At 40.8% G+C, this 21,716-nt stretch carries 16 protein-coding genes; 13 read left to right on the top strand and 3 right to left on the bottom strand.

Annotation, left to right across the window (positions count from 1 at the left end):
• The first annotated feature begins 40 nt into the window (after nt 1–40).
• Nucleotides 41–595, top strand: coding sequence for a TetR/AcrR family transcriptional regulator (locus NYR63_RS04560; protein WP_279458391.1), 555 nt, complete (start codon nt 41–43; stop codon nt 593–595).
• Nucleotides 596–664: 69 nt separating this feature from the next.
• Here the strand turns inward: NYR63_RS04560 and dcd are convergent, their stop codons facing one another.
• Both dcd and udk read right to left on the bottom strand, forming a co-directional pair.
• Nucleotides 665–1,249 carry a dCTP deaminase gene (gene dcd, locus NYR63_RS04555; protein WP_279458390.1) on the bottom strand — a complete coding sequence of 195 codons (585 nt, stop codon included), beginning with the start codon at nt 1,247–1,249 and terminating at the stop codon, nt 665–667.
• An 8-nt stretch (nt 1,250–1,257) separates the two neighbouring features.
• Nucleotides 1,258–1,911: a uridine kinase gene (gene udk, locus NYR63_RS04550; protein WP_279458389.1), complete on the bottom strand. Its 654-nt coding sequence runs from the start codon at nt 1,909–1,911 to the stop codon at nt 1,258–1,260.
• Between the two features lie 117 nt (nt 1,912–2,028).
• On the opposite strand from udk, the gene NYR63_RS04545 reads away from it, so the two are divergent.
• Nucleotides 2,029–2,664 carry a LysE/ArgO family amino acid transporter gene (locus NYR63_RS04545; protein ID WP_279458388.1) on the top strand — a complete coding sequence of 212 codons (636 nt, stop codon included), beginning with the start codon at nt 2,029–2,031 and terminating at the stop codon, nt 2,662–2,664.
• A gap of 85 nt (nt 2,665–2,749) precedes the next feature.
• On the opposite strand, the gene NYR63_RS04540 is transcribed toward NYR63_RS04545, so the two are convergent.
• A complete protein-coding gene (locus NYR63_RS04540) occupies nt 2,750–3,433 on the bottom strand; it encodes a 2,3-diphosphoglycerate-dependent phosphoglycerate mutase (protein ID WP_279458387.1) in 684 nt (227 codons plus the stop codon).
• A gap of 170 nt (nt 3,434–3,603) precedes the next feature.
• On the opposite strand from NYR63_RS04540, the gene envC reads away from it, so the two are divergent.
• The 11 genes from envC to gyrB all read left to right on the top strand — a co-directional run bounded on the left by envC (nt 3,604) and on the right by gyrB (nt 21,682).
• Nucleotides 3,604–4,812: a murein hydrolase activator EnvC gene (envC, locus tag NYR63_RS04535; RefSeq protein WP_279458386.1), complete on the top strand. Its 1,209-nt coding sequence runs from the start codon at nt 3,604–3,606 to the stop codon at nt 4,810–4,812.
• Nucleotides 4,812–5,660 (top strand): divergent polysaccharide deacetylase family protein, encoded by an 849-nt coding sequence (locus NYR63_RS04530; protein ID WP_279458385.1) that lies wholly within the window; start codon nt 4,812–4,814, stop codon nt 5,658–5,660. The genes envC and NYR63_RS04530 overlap by 1 nt, the downstream gene beginning before the upstream one ends.
• Before the next feature lie 16 nt (nt 5,661–5,676).
• A complete protein-coding gene (gene tamA, locus NYR63_RS04525) occupies nt 5,677–7,503 on the top strand; it encodes an autotransporter assembly complex protein TamA (RefSeq protein WP_279458384.1) in 1,827 nt (608 codons plus the stop codon).
• Between the two features lie 58 nt (nt 7,504–7,561).
• Entirely contained in the window at nt 7,562–11,521 is a 3,960-nt protein-coding gene (gene tamB, locus NYR63_RS04520) for an autotransporter assembly complex protein TamB (protein ID WP_279458383.1), read from the top strand.
• A gap of 158 nt (nt 11,522–11,679) precedes the next feature.
• A complete protein-coding gene (gene cydD, locus NYR63_RS04515; protein WP_279458382.1) occupies nt 11,680–13,422 on the top strand; it encodes a heme ABC transporter permease/ATP-binding protein CydD in 1,743 nt (580 codons plus the stop codon).
• A gap of 10 nt (nt 13,423–13,432) precedes the next feature.
• Nucleotides 13,433–15,100, top strand: coding sequence for a heme ABC transporter ATP-binding protein/permease CydC (gene cydC / locus NYR63_RS04510; protein WP_279458381.1), 1,668 nt, complete (start codon nt 13,433–13,435; stop codon nt 15,098–15,100).
• 164 nt (nt 15,101–15,264) lie between these two features.
• Nucleotides 15,265–15,897, top strand: a complete 633-nt coding sequence (gene hflD, locus NYR63_RS04505; RefSeq protein ID WP_279458380.1) for a high frequency lysogenization protein HflD — start codon at nt 15,265–15,267, stop codon at nt 15,895–15,897.
• Between the two features lie 56 nt (nt 15,898–15,953).
• Nucleotides 15,954–17,321, top strand: a complete 1,368-nt coding sequence (purB, locus tag NYR63_RS04500) for an adenylosuccinate lyase (protein ID WP_279458379.1) — start codon at nt 15,954–15,956, stop codon at nt 17,319–17,321.
• 69 nt (nt 17,322–17,390) lie between these two features.
• The gene (locus NYR63_RS04495; protein ID WP_279458378.1) at nt 17,391–18,152 is read left to right on the top strand and encodes a DeoR/GlpR family transcriptional regulator; all 762 of its coding nucleotides are present in this window, start codon (nt 17,391–17,393) and stop codon (nt 18,150–18,152) included.
• Nucleotides 18,152–19,033, top strand: a complete 882-nt coding sequence (ubiA, locus tag NYR63_RS04490) for a 4-hydroxybenzoate octaprenyltransferase (protein ID WP_279458377.1) — start codon at nt 18,152–18,154, stop codon at nt 19,031–19,033. The genes NYR63_RS04495 and ubiA overlap by 1 nt, the downstream gene beginning before the upstream one ends.
• Before the next feature lie 216 nt (nt 19,034–19,249).
• A complete protein-coding gene (gene gyrB, locus NYR63_RS04485) occupies nt 19,250–21,682 on the top strand; it encodes a DNA topoisomerase (ATP-hydrolyzing) subunit B (RefSeq protein WP_279458376.1) in 2,433 nt (810 codons plus the stop codon).
• The last annotated feature ends 34 nt before the right edge of the window (nt 21,683–21,716 follow it).

The raw sequence follows: 21,716 nt of genomic DNA, 5'->3' as shown, positions 1-21,716 counted from the left end.
CTGGCTAAATTGTCGCTTAAATAACTTTTTAGGAGAAAATATGAAAAAAGAAGATCCTCGCATTAAGCGTACTCGAATGTTGATTCAGACCTCTTTCCTAAAATTGTTGGAAACTAAAGCATACGAAGAAATTACGGTACAAGATATTTTAGATATTGCCGAGGTGAATCGTTCTACATTCTATAAGCATTATCTCAACAAAGAAAAGTTGATTGAGCAAATAATCGGACAGCTTAAGGAAACGGTAATTTTACCTTTATTAGAACAACGATTTAGTATTCCGATTAAAGCATTCGCTCTGGTAGCCGTGCCGATTATTAGCGAACACCGCTCGGTATTTAGGCTACTTTGGCAAGTTGATACTCAGCGTATTAGTTTGAAAAAAGACTTTTTTAACTTAGTAAAAAATAAATATATCAGCGTGTCACGGCACAAATTTGATCGCACAAGTGCAGAACTGGAATTTCAAGGCACATTATTTGCCTATATTTCGGTTGGAATGTTTGAGCATATTATTCAAGGTACGGAAACTATCGACCCTGACATCGAACATCAAAATATTGAGGATGTGTTATCGTTTTTTAATATGGGATGATGCACATAGGTCGTTTTCGGCATAGCAAGGACAACTGTACTAACTATGCCGAAAACTGGTAAAAATCTGTTAATCATCTTGATTAATTCGGCTGGAAACCGCACTTTGCTGGTTTTTATATTTAGCGTCTTTACGAGCATTATAAGGTTTTGCCGCATGACCGCTTAGAATTTCGAAACTTAATGCGCCGATTGCCATATTAGGACGTAAAGCAAGCGGCAATTTTCCGGCATTGAAAAATTCTAGTACGATTTTACCGTGCCAACCCGGATCGATTCGGTGCGCCGTCACGTGTACCATTAAACCTAAGCGAGCCAACGAAGAACGTCCGTCCAACCAACCGACGATATTGTCCGGCAAAGTAACCGACTCCAGTGTCGTCGCAAGTGCCAATTCGCCCGGGTGAAGGAAAAACGCATCGCCGTCGGCGATAATAATTTCCTCGCTCATCACTTTATGAAGCTGAGCGGTCACTTCTTCACGAGGACCGCTTAAATCGATATAAGGTGTCGCATGCTCACGAAAAACACGGAAAGAATTACCTAAGCGTACATCAACGGTTGCACCGGTAATTTTTTCATTTGAAGGTCGAGGGGTAATTTCAATAATTCCTTCGTCTAAATAACGTTCGATGTCGGTATCACATAAGCGCATAAGAAATCCTATCGTTTAGATAATAGCTGTTTAATTTGAGCTTTTAGAATATTGATGGCAATACGGTTTTTCCCGCCTTTCGGCACGATAATATCCGCATACTGTTTTGACGGTTCGATAAATTGTAAAAACATCGGGCGCACCGTTTTACGATATTGAGCGATAACGGATTCCATTGTTCTGCCGCGTTCCACCATATCGCGTTGTAAACGACGAATAAAACAAATATCTAACGGCGCATCGACGAAAATAGAAACGTTGATCTCATTACGAATTTCTTCATCGGTCAGCAATAAAATACCTTCCAGAATAATGATTTTTTTAGGTGCGAAATTTTTGGTAGTGGTTTTACGATTATGTTGCGAATAATCATATTCCGGAATCTCGATTGCTTCTCCTTGTTTTAATTGACGGAGATGTTCGACAAGCAGATGATGATCCATTGAGTTCGGGTGATCGTAATTGGTTTTTACCCGTTCTTCCATAGTTAAGTGGGTTTGATCTTTATAATAAGCATCTTCCGAAATGATACCGATATCGTCCGAACTAAGTTCTTCTTTTAATTCTTTATAAATTGTCGAAGCGATAAGGCTTTTACCCGATGCGGAGGCTCCGGCAATAGCAATAACGATACAAGCTTGGTTTTCAATAGTTTCAGACATAATCGGTTCCTAAATATATTCATCATCAAAGAAAAGGATAAAATTCGGGGGATTATACCGCATTTTTGTAAAATTTTGCGTATAATCGACCGCTTGTCGGCTTAATTGAGAGGAAAAATGGATATTTTTATTCAAGGATTCATAGTTTGTTTTGGACTGATTGTATCAATCGGTGCACAAAATGCTTTTTTACTTAAACAAGGAATCCTAAAACAACATGTTTTTTGGGTTGCATCACTTTGTTTTTTAGGTGATGTATTTTTAATGACACTGGGCGTATTAGGCTTAGGTTCGATTGTAGCGAATTTGCCAACTTTAAGCTTGGTCATTGCATTACTCGGGGCATTTTTTCTATTTACCTATGGCAGCCGCTCGTTTATCAGTATTTTTAAGAGTAATGAAGCCTTAACTGCAAGTAATGAAAATGCGACAAGTTTAAAAAGAGCGTTAATGATTACTTTTGCGATTACCTTTTTAAATCCGCACGTTTATATTGATACGGTAGTAATTTTAGGCGGAATCGGCGGAAATTTGGATTTTAGCGGTAAAATGGCATTTCTGACCGGGGCGTTAAGCTGTTCGTTTTTATGGTTTTTCGGCGTAGGGTATGGTGCCGGTTTCCTTTCGCCCTATTTTGAAAAGCGCAGAACATGGCAAATTTTGGATTTTATTACCGGTGTGATTATGTATGCGATTGCAATCAGTCTGACAATATATGCCTTCCGATTGGCAAAACAGGTTTTTGCAGGATAAGCGGTTAAATTTACGCTATTTTTTACAAAAAAGAAACGCTCGGAGTTTTTAGCTGCGAGCGTTTTGGTTTTAGTAGCAGATTAAATTATAAGTAGAATTTTTCTACGAAATTTAATTTGTCATCTAATTTTAATACTAACGGCTGACCGGTTGGGATTTCGAAATCCATGATTTCCGCATCAGAAATACCGATGATGTGTTTCGCTAATGCACGAAGTGAGTTACCGTGTGCGGTTACAAGTACACGTTTACCGGATAATAATGCCGGCGCAATTTGATCTTCCCAGAACGGTAACACGCGTTCTAAAGTGATTTTGAGGTTTTCCGCATTTGGAATCACATCTTTCGGTAAGTGAGCATAACGACGATCGTTATGTGCAGAATTTGCATCATTCGGATCTAAATCCGGCGGAGAAATATCGTAAGAACGACGCCAAATGTGAACTTGTTCGTCACCGTATTGTTCGGCAGTCGCTTTTTTGTCTAAACCTTGTAACGCACCGTAGTGACGCTCGTTTAAACGCCAGTTTTTCACTTGTGGAATCCATAATTGATTAGATTCTTCTAATACGATGTTACAAGTTTTGATTGCACGAGTTAAAACGGAAGTAAAAGCGATATCGAATTCATAACCGGCCGCTTTTAATTTTTGACCTGCCGCTTTCGCTTCTTCGATACCGCGTTCTGTTAAATTAACATCACGCCAGCCTGTAAATAAGTTTTTAGCATTCCACTCACTAAAACCGTGACGAATAAATACTAATTCCATAAAGACTCCTATGTTTTTTAAGTTGATTTGAAAACGAGGTATTTATAACAAAAATCTACTTGCTTTGAAATAGTTAGCCGATTTCTTTTTAGAAAAGCGAGAGAAAAGCTGATTTTCCTCAAATATTTGATAGAATAAGATATTTTGTCGTCTTTAATTGATTTCTGTAGGTGGATCTTGTGAAAGTCTTTCGTCCGTTTTATGCCATTCCGCTATTGATTTGCTTTAGCGTATTTGTTCAGTCGTCCAATGCGACCGAGCTTTCAAGTATTCAACAAAAAATTAAACAACAGCAAAGTAAAATTAACGAACAACGTCAAAAACGCAGTGCGTTGCAATCCACGCTGAAAACGCAAGAAATCGAAATGGGTAAAGTACTCGGTAAGTTAAAAGAAACCGAAATGTCTTTAACCGAAACCCGTCAAGCGATTAAGCGTACCGAGCAAGAAATTCAAAGACTGGAAAAGCAAGAAAAAGAGCAGAAAGAGAAGTTAAAAGAGCAGTTGGATTCCGCTTATCGTTCCGGTATTCATCCTTCCGTGTTGGAAAGATTAATGTCGGAAAGTGCCAAAAATGCCGACAGAATGAGTGCTTATTATGAACATATCAATCAGGTAAGAATTGATACGATTAATGAATTACGTCGTACCCAAGAAGAACTTAAGGCTCGTCGAGATGAGTTAAAAGGCCAACAGAAAGGGCAACAAACCCAATTAAGCGAACAAAAGAAACAAGAAAAAGATTTAAAGAAAGTACAAAGCGAACGCGAAACGACATTACGTTCGATTGATAAAACCTTAGAGCAAGACGAAAGCCGTTTGGAATCGTTAAAAAATAATGAAGCGGCGTTACGTAATCAATTAGCCAAAGCAACTGCAGAATCCGAACGTCAAGAAGAGCAGGAAATCGCCCAATTAGAGCAGAAAAAAAATAGTGAGGAAAAACGTAAAGCGACCGAACAAGAGAAGCAACAAGTTAGAGCAGGTAAAGGTTTAGGTGCGCCGAATAAGCAATTCAGTATGCCGGTGGCGGGCAAAGTGGTAAATAGCTTCGGTTCTCGCCAGATGGGCGAAGTGACTTGGCACGGTGTTGTTATTGCAGCAAGCGCAGGTTCTCCTGTACGAGCCATTGCCGGCGGGCGTGTGATTTTAGCCGATTGGCTGCAAGGTTACGGTCAAGTTGTGGTAGTGGATCACGGTAACGGCGATATGTCGTTATACGGCTATAACCAATCCGTTTCGGTGCGTAAAGGCAGCCGTGTTTCAGCCGGACAACAAATTGCGAGCGTGGGTAATTCGGGCGGTCAAAATCGTTCGGCACTTTATTTTGAAATCCGTCGTAAAGGGAATCCTAAAAATCCAATGGGCTGGGTCAAATAATGTGGAATTTATTTCAAAGTAAGCGGTCTATTTTTCCAGTTTTTTTGCAAAGTTTGTTGCTAATTACACCGCTTGCCCAAGCCGGAAAGTTGGCGATTGTGATTGATGACATCGGCTATCGAATGAAAGAAGATAATGCGATTTACGCATTACCGAAAGAAGTGAGCGTTGCCATCATTCCCGTTGCACCTTATGCGACCGCTCGTGCACAAAAAGCTTATCAACAAAAGCGAGATGTACTGATTCATCTGCCGATGCAGCCTAAAAATAGATATCAACCGATTGAATCGGGGGCGTTAATGGTTGGGGCAAGTAAAGAAAAAGTTTCTCAATTGATTCAAGCGGCACGTAATCAAGTTCCCTATGCCATCGGTTTAAATAACCATATGGGAAGCGGAGCAACGGCGGATAGACAAACGATGGAACATTTAATGGCGGAGCTATCAAAACAACAATTGTTCTTTCTCGATAGTAAAACCGGCCCGAGTGTTGCGGCAAAAATCGCTCGTGAATTAGGTGTGAACGCTTTGGAAAGAAGCCTATTTTTAGATGATAATGATGCTTTGCATGAAGTGCAGAATCAGTTTCATCTTGCGCTACATTATGCTCGAAAACACGGGAGTGCGATTTTAATCGGTCATCCGCGTAAAAATAGTATTGAGGTGTTAGAAAAAGGGCTTGCTAATTTACCTGAGGATATTCAATTGGTGAGTATGGGAACACTATGGCGTAATGATAGCGTTGTGCCGAAAACACCATTTATTATGATTTTTGATGATATGCCTGCGCCGACTTCGGTCGCTCCATTTAATGCCGTGCCGCTGTTAAGAGGCGTACCCAAAGATTAATCATTAGGACATTATCGTGAATTTTAAACCGCATTTATTAAGCTATTGTTGTTTACTTGCATTTACTCAAATCGGTTATGCTCAGCAAGCTGTACTATCCGAAGACGATTCTGCCGAGCAATCGGAGAATACGGAAGCAAGTTCGCCGGAGTCAAAGATTGAGGCTGCCGTCGATTTAGAGGTAAAAGGCATTGAGAATAAAGATAAAGACGCTTGGGCGAATGTCCAAATTTATCTTGGACAGATTGCAAAAGAATATGCGGACGGTTCGGAACGTCATCAATATTTGGTACAAACCGCAGTAGATAAAGCATTGCGAGCTAAAGGCTACTACAATACCCGGTATCAATTTATTTATACGCCTAGAGTAAATAAAAAGCCGTTACTGACCTTAAATGTCGAGCTGGACAGTCAAAAAGTTAAAATAGATGAAACGGACGTTCGTCTTAGCGGTGAGGCAAGTAAAGATGAAGATTTTACTAAATTAGTCGATTCCGTACCGAAGAAAGGAACGGATTTAAATCACGAACAGTATGACGGTTTTAAAAGTAATATTGAAAGTTTAGCCTTTAAAAAAGGTTATTTTGACGGAAACTGGTTATATCATCGATTAGAAATTTATCCGAAAGACCATTCGGCGGATTGGCGTTTAGGCTATGAAAGCGGTGTACGTTATCGCTATGGTGAAATTAGGTTTACCGATAATCAAATTAAAGAAGAGTATCTGCGTAATATCTTAACCGTTGAATCCGGTGAGGCTTACGATGCTAACGATTTATCTAAAATCACATCGGATTATTCGTCAAGTAATTGGTTTTCTTCCGTATTAGTCGAACCGCATTTAAACGAAGAAGAAAAAACGGTCGATCTAAACGTGTTATTTCAGCCGAAGAAAAAAAATGATGTAGAGGTGGGAATCGGCTTTGCAACCGATGTCGGTCCTCGTTTTCAGCTAAACTGGAAAAAACCATGGATTAATAGCCGCGGACATAACATTGAATCGCGTACTTATATTTCCGCGCCGGAGCAACGTTTTGAGTTCGGCTATAATATTCCTTTACGTGAAGATCCTTTGCATTACTATTATCAATTCTCCGGTTCGTTAGAAAACGAAGATCAAAACGATACTAAATCAACGGCGGCAACTATCGGTTTTCAACGATTTTGGACGCATGAAACCGGCTGGTCATTTTCAGCCGGGGTAAAAGCCCGTTATGATTCTTTTACCCAAGCGGATGAATCTCATCGTACCTTATTAGTTTATCCGACCGCATCGCTAAATCGCACTCGTTCGGACGGTAATCGTTTTCCGCTTTGGGGAGACAGTCAAAGATTAACGGTGAACTGGGGCACGAAAGCTTTCGCTTCGGATGTAAATTTTTATAGTTGGAAAGCTTCAAGTACTTGGGTCAGAACTTATTTTGATCATCATCGTTTTTTCTTACGCGGTGAAGTCGGTCATATTCATTCTAAAGATTTCCATCGAATTCCTCCGGCATTACGTTATTTCGCCGGTGGTGATATGAGCATACGAGGATTCGGTTATAAAGATATTTCTCCTAGAGATCCGAAAAACGGTAAGTTGATTGGCGGATCTCACCTTGCGACCGCAACCGCAGAATACCAATATCAGATTTATCCGGATTGGTGGGCGGCGCTTTTTTATGATACGGGTTTAGCCTCAAATAAGTTTGAAGCGAAGGATTTACATTCCGGTGCAGGGATTGGCGTACGCTGGGCTTCACCAATCGGTGCGATTAAGTTGGATTTGGCAACGCCGGTCAGATCACCGAATAATGAAAAAGGTGTGCAATTTTATATCGGCTTAGGTTCGGAATTATAAAATTATTCAAGCGGATAAATTTGTCCGCTTTATTTGTATTAGATAAATGGTAACAGCCATGAGCGAGCAACATCATCAACAAGTAGAAAATGAACAAACGGAGCAAGATCTCGTAACGACCAAAAAAAGTAAATGGCGTTGGTTACGTCATCTCGGTTGCGGTTTATTGTGTTTGATTTTAATTCCATTCGTTTTTTTAATGACGGGAAAAGGGCAACGAACCGCATTCGAATTGGCGGATAAATTTCTCGAACCATTAACTATCGGCAGTGTAAAAGGTAGTCTGCAAGACGGATTAACTTTATCCGATACTAAATTTGTGACGGATGGAGTGGATGTTGCGGTCGGACAAGCGGATTTACAGATCGGCTTCGGTTGTTTATTAAGACTGGAAAGCTGCGTTGAGAATCTCGCATTAAAAGATACGAAAGTTGAGATTGATACGGCTAAATTACCGCCTGCGCAACCGGAGAAGGAAAGCGAACCTTTTACCGAATTGAATTTACCGGTAGGCATATCGGCTAACAAGATTGTTTTAGACAATATTCAAGTCAAAGTCGATGAAATGGATATTGCTTTAACGCATTTCCATTCGGGGATTTCAGGCAAAGGCAGAGCTGTGAATTTAGCCCCGACCGAATTAGACGGTTTAACGGTTTCACTTGCGCCGGCAAGTGCGGCACAAGCGGTCGAAAAAACACAAAATATTGCAAAAGAATCGGTAAAACAGACCGCTTCTACCATTGATTGGGCAGAAATTAAAGCTAAATTGGCACAACCGTTATTGACCAAACAAGCACCGATTAAATTGCCTTTAGATGCGGTAATTCCACAATTGGAAGCCAAAAATATTCACATAGAACAGAAAGTAAAAGATAAGGACGGAAAGTTCGTTACACCTCAATCCATTGTGAAGCTAGAATCGCTTTTATTGCAGGCAAAAGCGGATCAACAAGCGATCGAGTTATCACAACTATTGCTAAAAAGTGATCGAGGTAATATTAACGGCAACGGCTTACTGACATTAGCGGAAAATTACCCTCTCAATTGGACGTTAAATGCGGATTCACCATTATTAGCGGATCTAAAAATTCCGGCAAGCCAAGCAAAAGTAGTATTAAACGGTGAATTATTTGGTAAAACTTCGCTGGATATTCAAACAAACGGTGCAGTAAAAGCTCGTTTAACCGGTGAGGTTCAGCTTGCCGAGCCGAAAACGCCATTAAATCTTCACTTAGCCAGTGAAGCGGTTTCCTATCCGTTTATACCGGAAAAAGGAACTGATCCGTTGAAATTAGAAAAAATTGATTTCTTACTCACCGGCGATTTACTTAATTATCAACTAGATACAAAAGTGAATGCGACAGGTATGGGCATTCCGGCAAGTTACGCGCATCTAAAAGGGCAAGGCGAAATTAGCCAATTTAATATTGAGCAACTTACGCTGAATGCTTTAGAGGGTAAAGCAAATTTAAGCGGAAATATTAATTGGGAAAACGGAGTGGCATGGGATGCGAAAACGGATCTAAATGCGATCAATACCAAATCGCTGGCACCGCAATGGGCTGCAGTGCTTTCCGGCGGTTTGCAATCTAAAGGCTATGCGGGACGAGGAGAAAACGGTTCGGATTGGAATGTTGAGGTTTCTCATTTAGATTTGAACGGTTCGCTTTTGCAAAAAAATTTACAGCTCAAAGGTGAGATTAAATCGAATCGTGACACTTTATTAGACGTACCTTCCGCCACGTTGGTTTACGGTGAAAATAATATTGCGCTAAAGGGAGTCTTAAGTGATAAATCAGACTTTGCGGCGCAAATTAATGCGCCGAATTTAAGCGGTTTATTACCTAAATTAGCGGCAAATATTCAAGGGAATGTGAAGCTGACCGGTAAAGTTGCCGAACCTAATTTAGATCTGGATTTAGTCGCTAAAAGTTTAAGCTATGATCAGCTTAATCTAAAAAACTTGGTCGCAAAAGGTAAAGTGACCACCGAAAAAACGATTCAAGGTAATTTAGCGATAAATTTAGCGCAATTGGTATACGGCGATGTACAGGTAGAGAATGCCAGCTTAGTGGCGAATGGCAGTGAGGAAAATCATAGTTTAAAACTGAATGCGAAAGGTAATCCGATTGGGGCGAGTTTGCAGCTTTCGGGAAAATTCGACCGCTTACAGCAAGTGTGGAAAGGGCAACTAAGTCAAGTCGCTATTGATAGCACGGACTTCGGTTCGTTTAAAACCAACCAAACAGTGAATGTTAGCTACGATAACAAGCAAGTTAATGCGAATGTTTCTGCCCATTGTTGGAACAATCCCAAAATTAATTTGTGTTTTCCACAGGCATTTGATGCCGGTCAAGAGGGTAAAGTACCGTTTGAAATCAAGCAATTCGATTTAGCGGCAATTCAGGCGTTTTTAGATAAAAATACCCAATTATCCGGCATTATTAATGCCAAAGGTGATGCCGCTTGGTTTAAGAATAAACAGCCGCAGGTGAATTTAGAATTGAATTCTAACGCCTTGAAATTGGTGCAAAAATTAGACGGAGGCAATAGTTTCCCTCTCACATTAAGTCCGGTTAAAGTGAATGCGAATTTAGCGGATAATAATTTGAAGCTGAAAAGCGATATTAAAGTGGAAAATAACGGTCGCCTTGCGACGGATCTCGTGATGAATGATGTGGCTAATGCACGTAAATTATCCGGTAGTATTCATATTGATCAGCTTACGCTTAAATTGATTAAGCCGTTATTAACCGGAGGTGAATCGATTGACGGCAATATCAATGCACGTTTGTCAGTCGGAGGAACTGTCACCGCACCGTTATTAAACGGCACGTTAAATCTTAGCGAGTTACGGGCGAAAGCGAGTGCAATGCCGTTTGATGTCACCGGCGGTCATTTAGCGTTAAATTTCCACGGTGCGACTTCAACGCTTTCCGGTCGAGTACAAACCACGGAAAGCGAATTGCGTTTGGACGGCGATGCGGATTGGCGACGTTTAGATGCGTGGAAAACCAGAGTACACGCCCAAGCGCATCGCTTCCGCGTAAACGTGCCGAATATGGCGAAAGTGGAATTTAGCCCGAATATTGAAGTAACCGCAACACCGAAAGAACTTATCTTAGGTGGTAATATTGATATTCCTTGGGCGCGAATTGCGGTCGAATCCTTACCGGAAAGTGCGGTAAGCGTTAGCGGTGATGAAGTGATTATGGACGGTTCGGTAAAACAAAAAGTGCCGTTAGCTCAGCGTCAGATTCCGGATAAAACCGCCGGCGGTATGGCAATCAAAGCAAATATTAATATCAATATCGGCGATGATGTCAGTATTAATGCTTATGGTTTAAAAAGTCATTTAAACGGGACGATTGCGGTACGTCAAGGTAAACAGGGACTCGGTTTATACGGACAAGTAAATTTAAAAAACGGGCGTTATGCGTCATTCGGACAAGATTTACTAATTCGTAAAGGCGTGATCAGCTTTGCCGGATTACCGTCGCAACCTTCGTTAAATATTGAAGCGATTCGTAATCCTGAAGCCATGGAAGATCCGAGTGTAACCGCCGGGGTAAAAGTTATCGGTTTAGCGGATAGCTCGGAAGTAAAAGTATTCTCCGAGCCGGCGATGTCACAGAATGAAGCCCTCTCGTATGTACTGACCGGTCGCTCGTTAGATAATAGCGGCGATGCGGGATCCAGTAATTCGATGGCGGCGGCGTTAATCAGTATGAGCTTATCGAAAAGCAGTAAAACCGTTGGGGCGGTAGGCAGTACTTTCGGCTTAAAAGATTTAAACGTGACGACGGCAGGGATTGGTGACAATACTAAAGTGGAAGTCAGTGCGAGCTTAACGCCTAAATTTAAAGTGAAATACGGAGTCGGCATTTTTGCCGCACTTACCGAATTAACCCTACGCTATAATTTAGCACCGAGACTTTATTTGCAATGGGTATCAAGTGTAAATCAAGCGGTCGATTTAATGTATCGTTTTGAATTTGATGAAATGTTTGAGTAATTTCATCAAGTATTTTAAACAAGCGGTCTATTTTGTGAATTTTTTTGCAAAGCAGACCGCTTATTTTTTCTATAAATTTTGCCCAAGAATGGCAGATAACGTGCTAAAATCCAATTCAATTCAACGTGTTATCTAAATTAAACAAAAATTGATCAAATATGGAAAAACAACGACAAAGACAGTTGCAAAAATGGCTTCGAGGGCAGCAAAAGATCATTAAAAAATGGATGTATTTTAATGTGTTACTCGGTAGTTTGAGTGCTGTATTGATGATTGGACAAATGGCACTTTTAGCAACGATGTTACATAAAATGATTATTGAACATCAAAGCCCTCAAACATTCTTAGTGGAACTCGGCTTGTTATTTGTTTGTTTTAGCGGTCGTGCGCTATTGATTTGGTTACGTGAACGTACCGGCTTTAAAGCGGGTCAAACGCTACGTTTACATTTACGTGAACAAATTATGGCAAAATTGGTTGAAATCGGACCAATGAGTATGCAGCAAAAGCCGTCGGGAAGTTGGGCGACATTAATGTTGGAACAAGTGGAAAACCTACATAATTTTTATGCTCGTTACTTGCCGCAGCAATTTTTATCGGTAATTGTACCAATGATTATTCTCTGCTTTGTGTTCCCGATTAACTGGGCGGCAGGGCTTATTTTGTTTGCCACTTTACCGCTATTACCTATTTTTATGGCGTTAGCCGGTATTAAAGCGGTGGAAGCGAACCAACGCAATATTGGTGTACTTTCTCGTATTAGCGGTCAATTTTTAGATAAGTTAAGAGGGTTGGAGACTATTCGTTTATTCGGTCAGGCAGAAAAACAAACCGAGCAAATTTATCAAAGTACCGAGGAATTTCGTATAAGTACGATGGATGTGCTGAAAATGGCGTTTCTTTCTTCAGCAGTATTGGAGTTTTTTACTGCGGTTTCTATTGCGGTAATGGCGGTTTATTTCGGCTTTATTTATTTGGGTGAGTTGGATTTCGGCTATTACGGAACGGGAGTCAGTCTATTTATCGGCTTTTTCTGCTTAATGCTGGCACCGGAATTTTACCAACCGTTACGCGATTTAGGCGTGTTTTATCACGATAAAGCGGCGGCAATCGGTGCGGCGGATAATATTGAGCGATTTTTAAATCAACAAGTGACGCAACTACAAACCGATTTGCAAAAAGATTTGCCGAATCGACCGCTTGAAATCATTGCGAAAGAGTGCGTGATTCTTTCGCCTCAAGGTAAAGCCTTAACCAAGCCGTTAAGTTTTACTATTGCGGCGCAACAACATATTGCGCTCGTCGGACAAAGCGGTGCTGGTAAAAGCTCGTTAATGAATATGTTATTAGGTTTCTTACCTTATCAAGGTTCGGTAACCATAAACGGAATTGAATTGCGTGAGCTGAGTTTAGCGCAATACCGTCAAAAACTCGCATGGGTCGGACAAAATCCGCAATTGATTAAAGGGTCGTTGAGAGAGAATATCTTATTGGGGAATCCGAATGCGAGCGAATCCAAATTGGATCGAGCGTTAGCGTTATCCAAAGCGGATGAATTTGTTTACCGTTTAGGTTTAGACAGCCAAGTACAAGATGCGAATGCCGGTATTTCCGGCGGACAAGCGCAGCGTATTGCAATTGCGCGTGCATTATTGCGAGATTATGAATTGCTTTTGCTAGATGAGCCGACCGCCAGCTTGGATATGCAATCCGAACAACAAGTGTTAAATGCATTGCAACATTTAAGCCAAACGCAAACCACTTTAATGATTACGCACCGTATTGAAGATCTCAAACAATGTGATGAAATTTGGGTGATGAAACAAGGTGAAATCGTACAAAAAGGCGGTTTCGAAGCGGTCGAAAAAGAAGGATATTTTGCAGAATTGCAGCAATACTAATAGGTGATACATGAAATCAATTTTTCCTTTCCTCTCTCTTTATCGTACCCATTGGGGACGTTTATTATTGGGTATTGTATTAGCAATAGCGGGTTTAACCGCAAGTATCGGTTTATTAAGTTTATCCGGTTGGTTTTTATCCGCATCCTTTTTAGCCGGCTCGGCAATTATTTTTAATTTCTTTTATCCGTCGTCAGGCGTAAGAGGCTTAGCAATCGGACGGACGATCTCACGTTATTTTGAGCGTTTGGTGACGCATGATGCCACATTCCGAGTATTGGCTAATTTACGCGTTACCGTATTTCGTAAGCTGATTCCGCTTAGTCCGAGCGGTTTAAATCGTTTTAGAAACAGTGAGTTGCTTAACCGTTTAGTCGCGGATGTCGATACTTTAGATACGTTATATCTAAATCTAATGTCTCCGTTTGTCAGTGCGATTATGCTCATTGCATTTATGGGTATCGGTTTGTCTTTTGTTTCACCGTTACTTGCTTTAGTTATTTGTGGATCATTAACTGCGTTACTGATTATTTTCCCAATGTTGTTTTATCGTTTAGGGAGAAAATCCGGTGCAATCGTAGTACAAGCGCGGGCAAATTATCGTAGCCAATTTATTGAATGGATCCAAATGCACGCAGAATTTTTATTATTCGGTGTGGTCGCTCAAGCAAGCGATAAGCTGAATCAAACAGAAAAAGAGTGGTTGAATGCACAAAGTAAAGAGAGCAGATTAACCGGCTTATCCAACGCATTGTTGATCTTTTCGAACGGCATTTTGCTTTGCGTGGTAATTTACTTGGCTTCAACCGCAATTAATGTGCCTTCCGCCGAGTACCCAGAAGCATTGATCGCACTAGTGGTATTTTGTGTGATGGCATCGGCAGAGATTTTAATGCCGATTGGGTTAGCGTTTTTACATTTGGGTCAGGTAATTACTGCGGCAGAACGCTTAAATGAAATTACCGAACAACAACCGTCGGTAAGTTTCGGCAGCAAAAGCGATTGGCAAAATACGGAGCAAAATAAACCGCTTGTTCAATTTGAGAGTGTGACGTTTACTTATCCGAATCGTGTTGATCCGGTGTTACAGGACATTTCATTTGAGATTTTTGCCGGACAAAAAGTGGCGATTTTAGGTAAAACAGGTAGCGGTAAAAGTACCATTTTCCAACTGCTTAATCGTAATTATGATCCGACAAGCGGTCAAATTCAGTTAAATTCTTGTAACATTACCGATTATACGGAAGTGAGCTTACGTCAGCACCTTGTTACATTAAGTCAGCGAGTACATATTTTTAACAGTAGCTTACGAGATAACTTATTATTCGGCTATGCACAGGCGACGGACACCCAGTTAATTAAGGTGTTAAATCAAGTGGGATTAGCTTATTTATTAGATGAGCAAGGTTTGGATTTATGGCTGGGAGAGGGCGGCAGACCGCTTTCCGGCGGTGAACAACGCCGCTTAGGTTTGGCACGTTTATTACTAAGCCAAGCGGAAATCGTGTTATTGGACGAACCGACCGAAGGCTTGGATCGTGAAACCGAGCAACAAATTTTGACGTTAATTTTGACTCATTGTCAAAATCGAACCCTATTAATGATTACTCATCGCTTACACGGCTTAGATAAATTCGATAAAGTCTATCGCATGGACAACGGTAAATTTATTAATTAAGCCAATACGCTTTAAAAGGACGCAAACGGTTACGTTGGCGTCTTTTCTATTCTTCTCAACAATAAATTTCTTGCTTTTTCATTCAAAAATAAACAAAAAAGTGTTATATTGACAATCAATTCTTGATTTTATCTTTTCTTAATCATTTCATTCATTTTTGATTTATGGCTACCAATTATCACGATATTACGATTGCTTTTGCAGGTGTTTGCCAAGCGGTTAGTTTAGTTCAACAATTTGCTCACAAAGGTTCCGCAGATCGTGAGATTTTTGCAAATTCAATTAAAAGTTTACTCGTTACTCAGCCGGATTCGACCTTAGCGGTTTTTGACGGTCAGTTAGCCAATTTAAAACTAGGCTTGGAAACGGCTCAAGCACAAATGGGTAGCCCAAACGGTAAATTGGATACTGAGATCGGTCGTTATTGGATTAACGTCCTCGCCTTAAGCCAAAAGTTGAATAAAAATCCTGAAGCCAAAGCCAAATTGGCGGAGCGTTTACAGCAAATCGAACGTCAATTACCGCTCTATGAGAATGATATTATGGCGGATCAAATGATTGCGAATTTAGCTGCGATTTACAGCGATGTGATTAGCCCACTCGGTTCAAAAATCCATGTATTAGGTTTACAAGATTATCTGGTGCGTCCGGATATTCAGCAAAAAATCCGAGCCAGTCTATTAGCCGGTATTCGAGCCGGTATTTTATGGCAACAAGTCGGCGGAACTCGCTGGCAATTCTTATTTTCCCGTAGAAAGATTCTTAATCAGGCACAACAGTTTTACAAAAGTATTTAAACAAGTTCTCCGTAATGGAGAACTTGTTCCGAACATTTATTTATTTGGAGAAAACAATGGAACTTACCGCTTTAACAGCATTATCCCCAATCGATGGTCGTTACCAAGACAAAGCTGCCGCATTACGCCCGATTTTTAGTGAATTCGGTTTACTAAAATTCCGTGTAACGGTAGAGGTTCGTTGGTTACAAAAATTGGCTTCTCAAGCACAAATCAAAGAAGTTCCTGCTTTTTCTGAAAAAGCAAACGATTACCTAAATCAAATTATAGCAAATTTCTCGTTAGAAGATGCAAATCGTATCAAAACGATTGAACGCACTACCAACCACGACGTAAAAGCGGTGGAGTATTTTTTAAAAGAAAAATGTGAAGCGTTACCCGAATTACAAGCGGTAAACGAATTTATTCACTTTGCTTGCACCTCGGAAGATATTAACAATACTTCACACGCATTAATGCTAAAAACGGCACGTGAAGAAGTATTATTACCGGAATGGAAAAAAGTGATTGATGCGGTAGTGGAATTGGCAAAACGTTATCAACATATTCCGTTACTTTCTCGTACGCACGGTCAGCCGGCAAGCCCGACAACTATCGGTAAAGAGATGGCAAACGTGGCGTATCGCTTAAAACGTCAATACAAACAGCTTGAAAACTTAGAGATCTTAGCGAAAATCAACGGTGCGGTAGGTAACTATAATGCGCATTTATCCGCTTATCCTGATGTGGATTGGCATACGTTCAGCCAAGAGTTTGTAGAATCGTTAGGCGTAACTTGGAACCCGTACACCACACAAATCGAACCGCACGATTACATTGCGGAATTTTTTGATTGCGTGGCACGTTTTAATACGATTGTGATCGATTTTGACCGTGATATGTGGGGTTATATTGCGTTAAATCACTTCAAACAACGTACGATTGCCGGTGAAATCGGTTCATCAACCATGCCGCACAAAGTGAACCCGATCGACTTTGAAAACTCGGAAGGTAACCTTGGCTTAGCGAATGCGGTAATGAACCATTTAGGTCAAAAATTACCGATTTCTCGTTGGCAGCGTGACTTAACCGACTCAACCGTATTACGTAACTTAGGCGTAGGTTTAGGCTATTGCTTGATTGCTTATGCGGCAACCTTAAAAGGCGTAAGTAAGTTAGAAGTAAACGAGCAACATTTACGCGATGAGTTAAATCAAAACTGGGAAGTATTAGCAGAGCCGATTCAAACGGTAATGCGCCGTTATGGTATTGAAAAGCCATACGAGAAACTCAAAGAATTAACGCGTGGTAAGCGTGTAGATGAAGTGGCAATGCGTGAGTTTATCGAAAAACTTGAGATTCCGGCGGAAGAAAAAGTTCGTTTAAAAGAAATGACACCGGCAAGTTATATCGGTTATGCGGTAGAACTTGTTGAAAAATTGTAAAATTTAAGTTAAAAATGACCGCTTGTAAGCGGTCATTTTTTTAAACTTTGTTTGCGGAGGAATAAGCAAATGAAACAATCTATTCGCCACAATAAAATCATTGAGTTGGTTAATCAGTTAGGTTATGTCAGTACCGAAGAATTAGTCGCTCAATTAGAGGTAAGTTCTCAAACGATTCGCCGTGATTTAAATGAATTAGCCGAAAAGAATTTAATCCGTCGCCATCACGGCGGCGCAGGCATTCCGTCCAATAGTGAAAACAGTGATTATACCGAACGTAAACAGTTTTTCTCCGAGCAAAAAAATGAGATTGCGCGCCACGTAGCTACAATGATCCCGAATGGTGCTTCATTGTTTTTAGATATCGGCACGACTTCTGAAGCGGTAGCTTATGCGCTGTTATCTCACCAAAATTTGCGGATCGTCACTAATAATCTGAATGCGGCACACATTTTAATGCAGAAAGAAGATTTTCATATTACGGTAGCCGGCGGTAATCTACGGACAGACGGCGGCTTAATCGGTGAAGCAACCGTGAATTTTATTAGCCAATTCCGTTTGGATTTTGGGATCTTAGGTATTAGTGCGATTGATAGTGACGGTTCAATGCTCGATTATGATTATCACGAAGTGCAAGTGAAACGAGCATTAATGCAAAGTTCGCGCCAAGTGATTTTGGTAACCGATCATTCAAAATTCAGTCGTAGCGCAATTGTTCGTCTAGGTGATATTACCGAAGTAAATTATTTGTTTACAGATTTGCCGTTACCGTTAGAATTGCAACAACGATTAGTATCCACCAAAGTAGCAGTACACATCTGCGGTAATTAATGACAACTTTTTTTCAACAACATTTTTCTCGGAATAAATGGTTGGCGTATGCGCAACTTATGCGTTTTGATAAGCCAATCGGTACATTGCTTTTACTTCATCCGACATTGTGGGCGTTATTTGCCGCCGCCGGCGGTGTTCCACCTTTGTCCGTACTCGTGATTTTCGTGTTAGGCGTAATTGTGATGCGGGCGGCGGGCTGTGTGATTAACGATTATGCCGATCGCCATATTGACGGTGAAGTGAAGCGTACCTCGCAGCGTCCGCTTGCGACCGGACGAGTAACAACTACGGAAGCGAAAATACTGTTCGTATTGCTGCTGTGTATCGCTTTTGTTTTAGATTTATTGCTTAACCGATATACTTTCCTGTTGTCGTTTGTGGCGGTAGCGTTAGCGATTATTTATCCGTTTATGAAACGTTTTACCCATTTACCGCAAGTGGTATTGGGTATGGCATTCGGTTGGGCGATTCCGATGGCGTATAGTGCGGTAAGTGAATCGCTGCCGTTGGAATGTTGGCTGTTATTTTTTGCCAATATTTTCTGGACGGTCGCCTATGATACGCAATATGCAATGGTTGATCGTGATGATGATCTGCGTATCGGGGTAAAATCCACGGCGATTTTGTTTGCCCAATACGACAATAAAATCATTGCCTTATTGCAATTTATTGCGCTAGTGCTGTTAGTCGTTTTTGGCTGGGTAAGCCAATACCATTGGGGCTATTTTGTAGTATTGGCGTTGAGTGCAAGTTTGTTTAGTTATCAATGTTGGCTAACTAAACAGAGAGAAAGAGAAAAATGTTTTAAAGCATTTTTAAATAATCACTATTTCGGTTTAGGTGTATTTTTAGCCATTTTAGTTGGCATCTATGCTTAATGAGCTAAGTTAAGTTCAAGCGGTTAAATTTTCTGAGATTTTTGCCAAGAAAAGTTAGCCGCTTTTTGATTTCCCAAGTTTACAAATTTCCCTCCTTTTTTAACCGCTTGTTTTCAATACTTTTCCGCATTTTTCTGCTATAATCCCAATAATTTTTGGCTTTAAATTTATTTAAGAATAAAGCCTTTTCCATTTCATAAAGTATAGGAATAACGAATGTCTGAACAAAATCAAACAAATAGTTATGATTCTTCGAGCATTAAAGTCTTACGAGGCTTAGATGCGGTACGTAAACGTCCGGGTATGTATATCGGTGATACCGATGATGGCACAGGTTTACACCATATGGTGTTTGAAGTTGTAGATAATGCGATCGATGAAGCGTTAGCAGGACACTGTAAAGATATTATTGTTACGATTCATTCAGATAATTCGGTTTCCGTACAAGATGACGGCCGCGGTATCCCGGTCGGTATTCACCCGGAAGAAGGCGTATCTGCAGCGGAAGTGATTATGACGGTATTGCACGCCGGCGGTAAATTTGACGATAATTCCTATAAAGTATCGGGCGGTTTACACGGTGTGGGCGTATCGGTGGTAAATGCGCTTTCATCAAAATTACAGCTAACTATTCGCCGTGAAGGTCATGTTCACGAGCAATTTTATAGTTTAGGCGAACCGGATGCGCCATTAACAATCATTGGCGATACGGATAAAACCGGTACGATGGTGCGTTTCTGGCCAAGTTTAGATATCTTCAAAAATAAAACCGAATTCGAATATAAAATTCTGTCAAAACGTTTACGTGAGCTTTCTTTCTTAAACTCAGGCGTGTCAATCCGTTTAGTGGATGAGCGTGACGGTAAAGAAGAGCATTTCAAATATGAAGGCGGTATCAAAGCCTACGTTGAGTATTTAAACGAAGGTAAAACCCATATTCATAATACACCGTTCTATCTTTCAACCGAGAAAGACGGCATTGGTGTTGAAGTATCATTACAGTGGAACGACAGCTATAACGAAAATGTTTATTGCTTTACGAATAATATTCCGCAACGTGACGGTGGTACGCACTTAGCCGGTTTCCGCGGAGCATTAACCCGTGCGCTAAAAAACTATATGGATAGTAGCGGTGTGCTGAAAAAAGCGGATGCGAATATTGATGCGTCAGGTGACGATGCTCGTGAAGGCTTAGTGGCGGTGATTTCAGTAAAAGTGCCGGATCCGAAATTCTCATCACAAACTAAAGATAAGTTAGTGTCATCGGAAGTGCGTGGTGCGGTTGAAAGTTCAATGAACGAAGCATTAGCGGAGTACTTAGCGGAAAATCCGGACGATGCGAAAAATATCGTAACCAAAATTATTGATGCGGCGCGTGCGCGTGAAGCAGCACGTAAAGCACGTGAAATGACACGTCGTAAAGGCGCGTTGGATTTAGGCGGTTTACCGGGTAAATTAGCGGACTGCCAAGAAAAAGACCCAGCGTTATCAGAACTTTACTTAGTGGAGGGGGACTCTGCGGGCGGTTCGGCAAAACAAGGTCGTGATCGTAAAAATCAAGCGATTCTGCCGTTAAAAGGTAAAATCTTAAACGTTGAAAAAGCACGTTTCGATAAGATGCTTTCTTCACAAGAAGTTGCAACCTTGATTACGGCGTTAGGTACAGGTATTGGTCGTGATGATTATAATATTGACAAATTACGTTATCACAAAATCATTATCATGACCGATGCGGACGTGGATGGTGCGCATATTCGTACCTTGCTATTAACCTTCTTCTACCGTCAAATGCCGGAATTAATTGAGAACGGTTATATCTATATCGCTCAGCCGCCGCTTTATAAAGTGAAAAAAGGTAAGCAAGAGCGTTATATTCAAGATAATGATGAAATGTCGCAATATGAAATCGATATTGCGTTAGAAGGTGCAGGGTTATTTGTGAGCGAAGGTGCGCCGGCATTAAGCGGTGTGGCACTTGAAAATCTGATTGCGCAATATAACGGTGTGCAAAAATTATTTGAACGCTTAAGCCGTCGCTATCCGGTTGCGTTGTTAAACGAGTTGATTTATAGCCCGGCACTTTCGGTTGAATTTGCAAAAGATCAGGCAAAAGTGACCGCTTGGAACGAGCAGTTTGTGGCGAAATTAATGGAAAAAGAAACCGGCGGTAGTTTCTATCGTAGTGAAGTTTTCTTCAATACCGAGCGTCAAGTGTACGAGCCGGAAATTGTGGTAACGACTCACGGTATGGATACCACTTATCGTCTTGATTTTAACTTTATCAGCAGTAACGAATATGCCAAAATTACCGCATTAGGTAATGAGTTAAACGATTTATTGTCACCGAGTGCTTATGTAATGCGTGGCGAACGCCGTCAAGAGATCAGCAGTTTTGCCGAAGCGTTAGATTGGTTGGTACGTGAATCACGTAAAGGTTTAACTATTCAACGCTATAAAGGATTAGGTGAGATGAATCCGGAACAATTATGGGAAACCACAATGGATCCGGTGGCACGTAAGATGTTACAAGTGAATATCACCGATGCGATTGCGGCTGACAAGTTGTTTAGTACCCTAATGGGAGATGAAGTTGAACCTCGTCGTGATTTTATCGAAAGTAATGCGCTATACGCTCAGTTAGATATTTAATTTGTAAATAAACTAAATCAAACCTCAAAGTTTT

It is taken from the genome of Actinobacillus genomosp. 1, from assembly GCF_029774175.1.
Classification (GTDB): Bacteria; Pseudomonadota; Gammaproteobacteria; order Enterobacterales; family Pasteurellaceae; genus Actinobacillus.
Note: the sequence above shows the minus strand (reverse complement) of the source record. Positions and strands in the feature narration are given on the sequence as shown.

Excerpts from the sequence above, each read along its gene's own strand:
- NYR63_RS04495 (WP_279458378.1), top strand. The coding sequence starts at position 17,391 with ATGAAACAATCTATTCGCCACAATAAAATCATTGAGTTGGTTAATCAG.
- gyrB (WP_279458376.1), top strand. The coding sequence starts at position 19,250 with ATGTCTGAACAAAATCAAACAAATAGTTATGATTCTTCGAGCATTAAA.
- cydC (WP_279458381.1), top strand. The coding sequence starts at position 13,433 with ATGAAATCAATTTTTCCTTTCCTCTCTCTTTATCGTACCCATTGGGGA.
- hflD (WP_279458380.1), top strand. The coding sequence starts at position 15,265 with ATGGCTACCAATTATCACGATATTACGATTGCTTTTGCAGGTGTTTGC.
- ubiA (WP_279458377.1), top strand. The coding sequence starts at position 18,152 with ATGACAACTTTTTTTCAACAACATTTTTCTCGGAATAAATGGTTGGCG.
- NYR63_RS04560 (WP_279458391.1), top strand. The coding sequence starts at position 41 with ATGAAAAAAGAAGATCCTCGCATTAAGCGTACTCGAATGTTGATTCAG.
- tamB (WP_279458383.1), top strand. The coding sequence starts at position 7,562 with ATGAGCGAGCAACATCATCAACAAGTAGAAAATGAACAAACGGAGCAA.
- NYR63_RS04530 (WP_279458385.1), top strand. The coding sequence starts at position 4,812 with ATGTGGAATTTATTTCAAAGTAAGCGGTCTATTTTTCCAGTTTTTTTG.
- udk (WP_279458389.1), bottom strand. The coding sequence starts at position 1,911 with ATGTCTGAAACTATTGAAAACCAAGCTTGTATCGTTATTGCTATTGCC.
- NYR63_RS04540 (WP_279458387.1), bottom strand. The coding sequence starts at position 3,433 with ATGGAATTAGTATTTATTCGTCACGGTTTTAGTGAGTGGAATGCTAAA.
- NYR63_RS04545 (WP_279458388.1), top strand. The coding sequence starts at position 2,029 with ATGGATATTTTTATTCAAGGATTCATAGTTTGTTTTGGACTGATTGTA.
- cydD (WP_279458382.1), top strand. The coding sequence starts at position 11,680 with ATGGAAAAACAACGACAAAGACAGTTGCAAAAATGGCTTCGAGGGCAG.
- dcd (WP_279458390.1), bottom strand. The coding sequence starts at position 1,249 with ATGCGCTTATGTGATACCGACATCGAACGTTATTTAGACGAAGGAATT.
- purB (WP_279458379.1), top strand. The coding sequence starts at position 15,954 with ATGGAACTTACCGCTTTAACAGCATTATCCCCAATCGATGGTCGTTAC.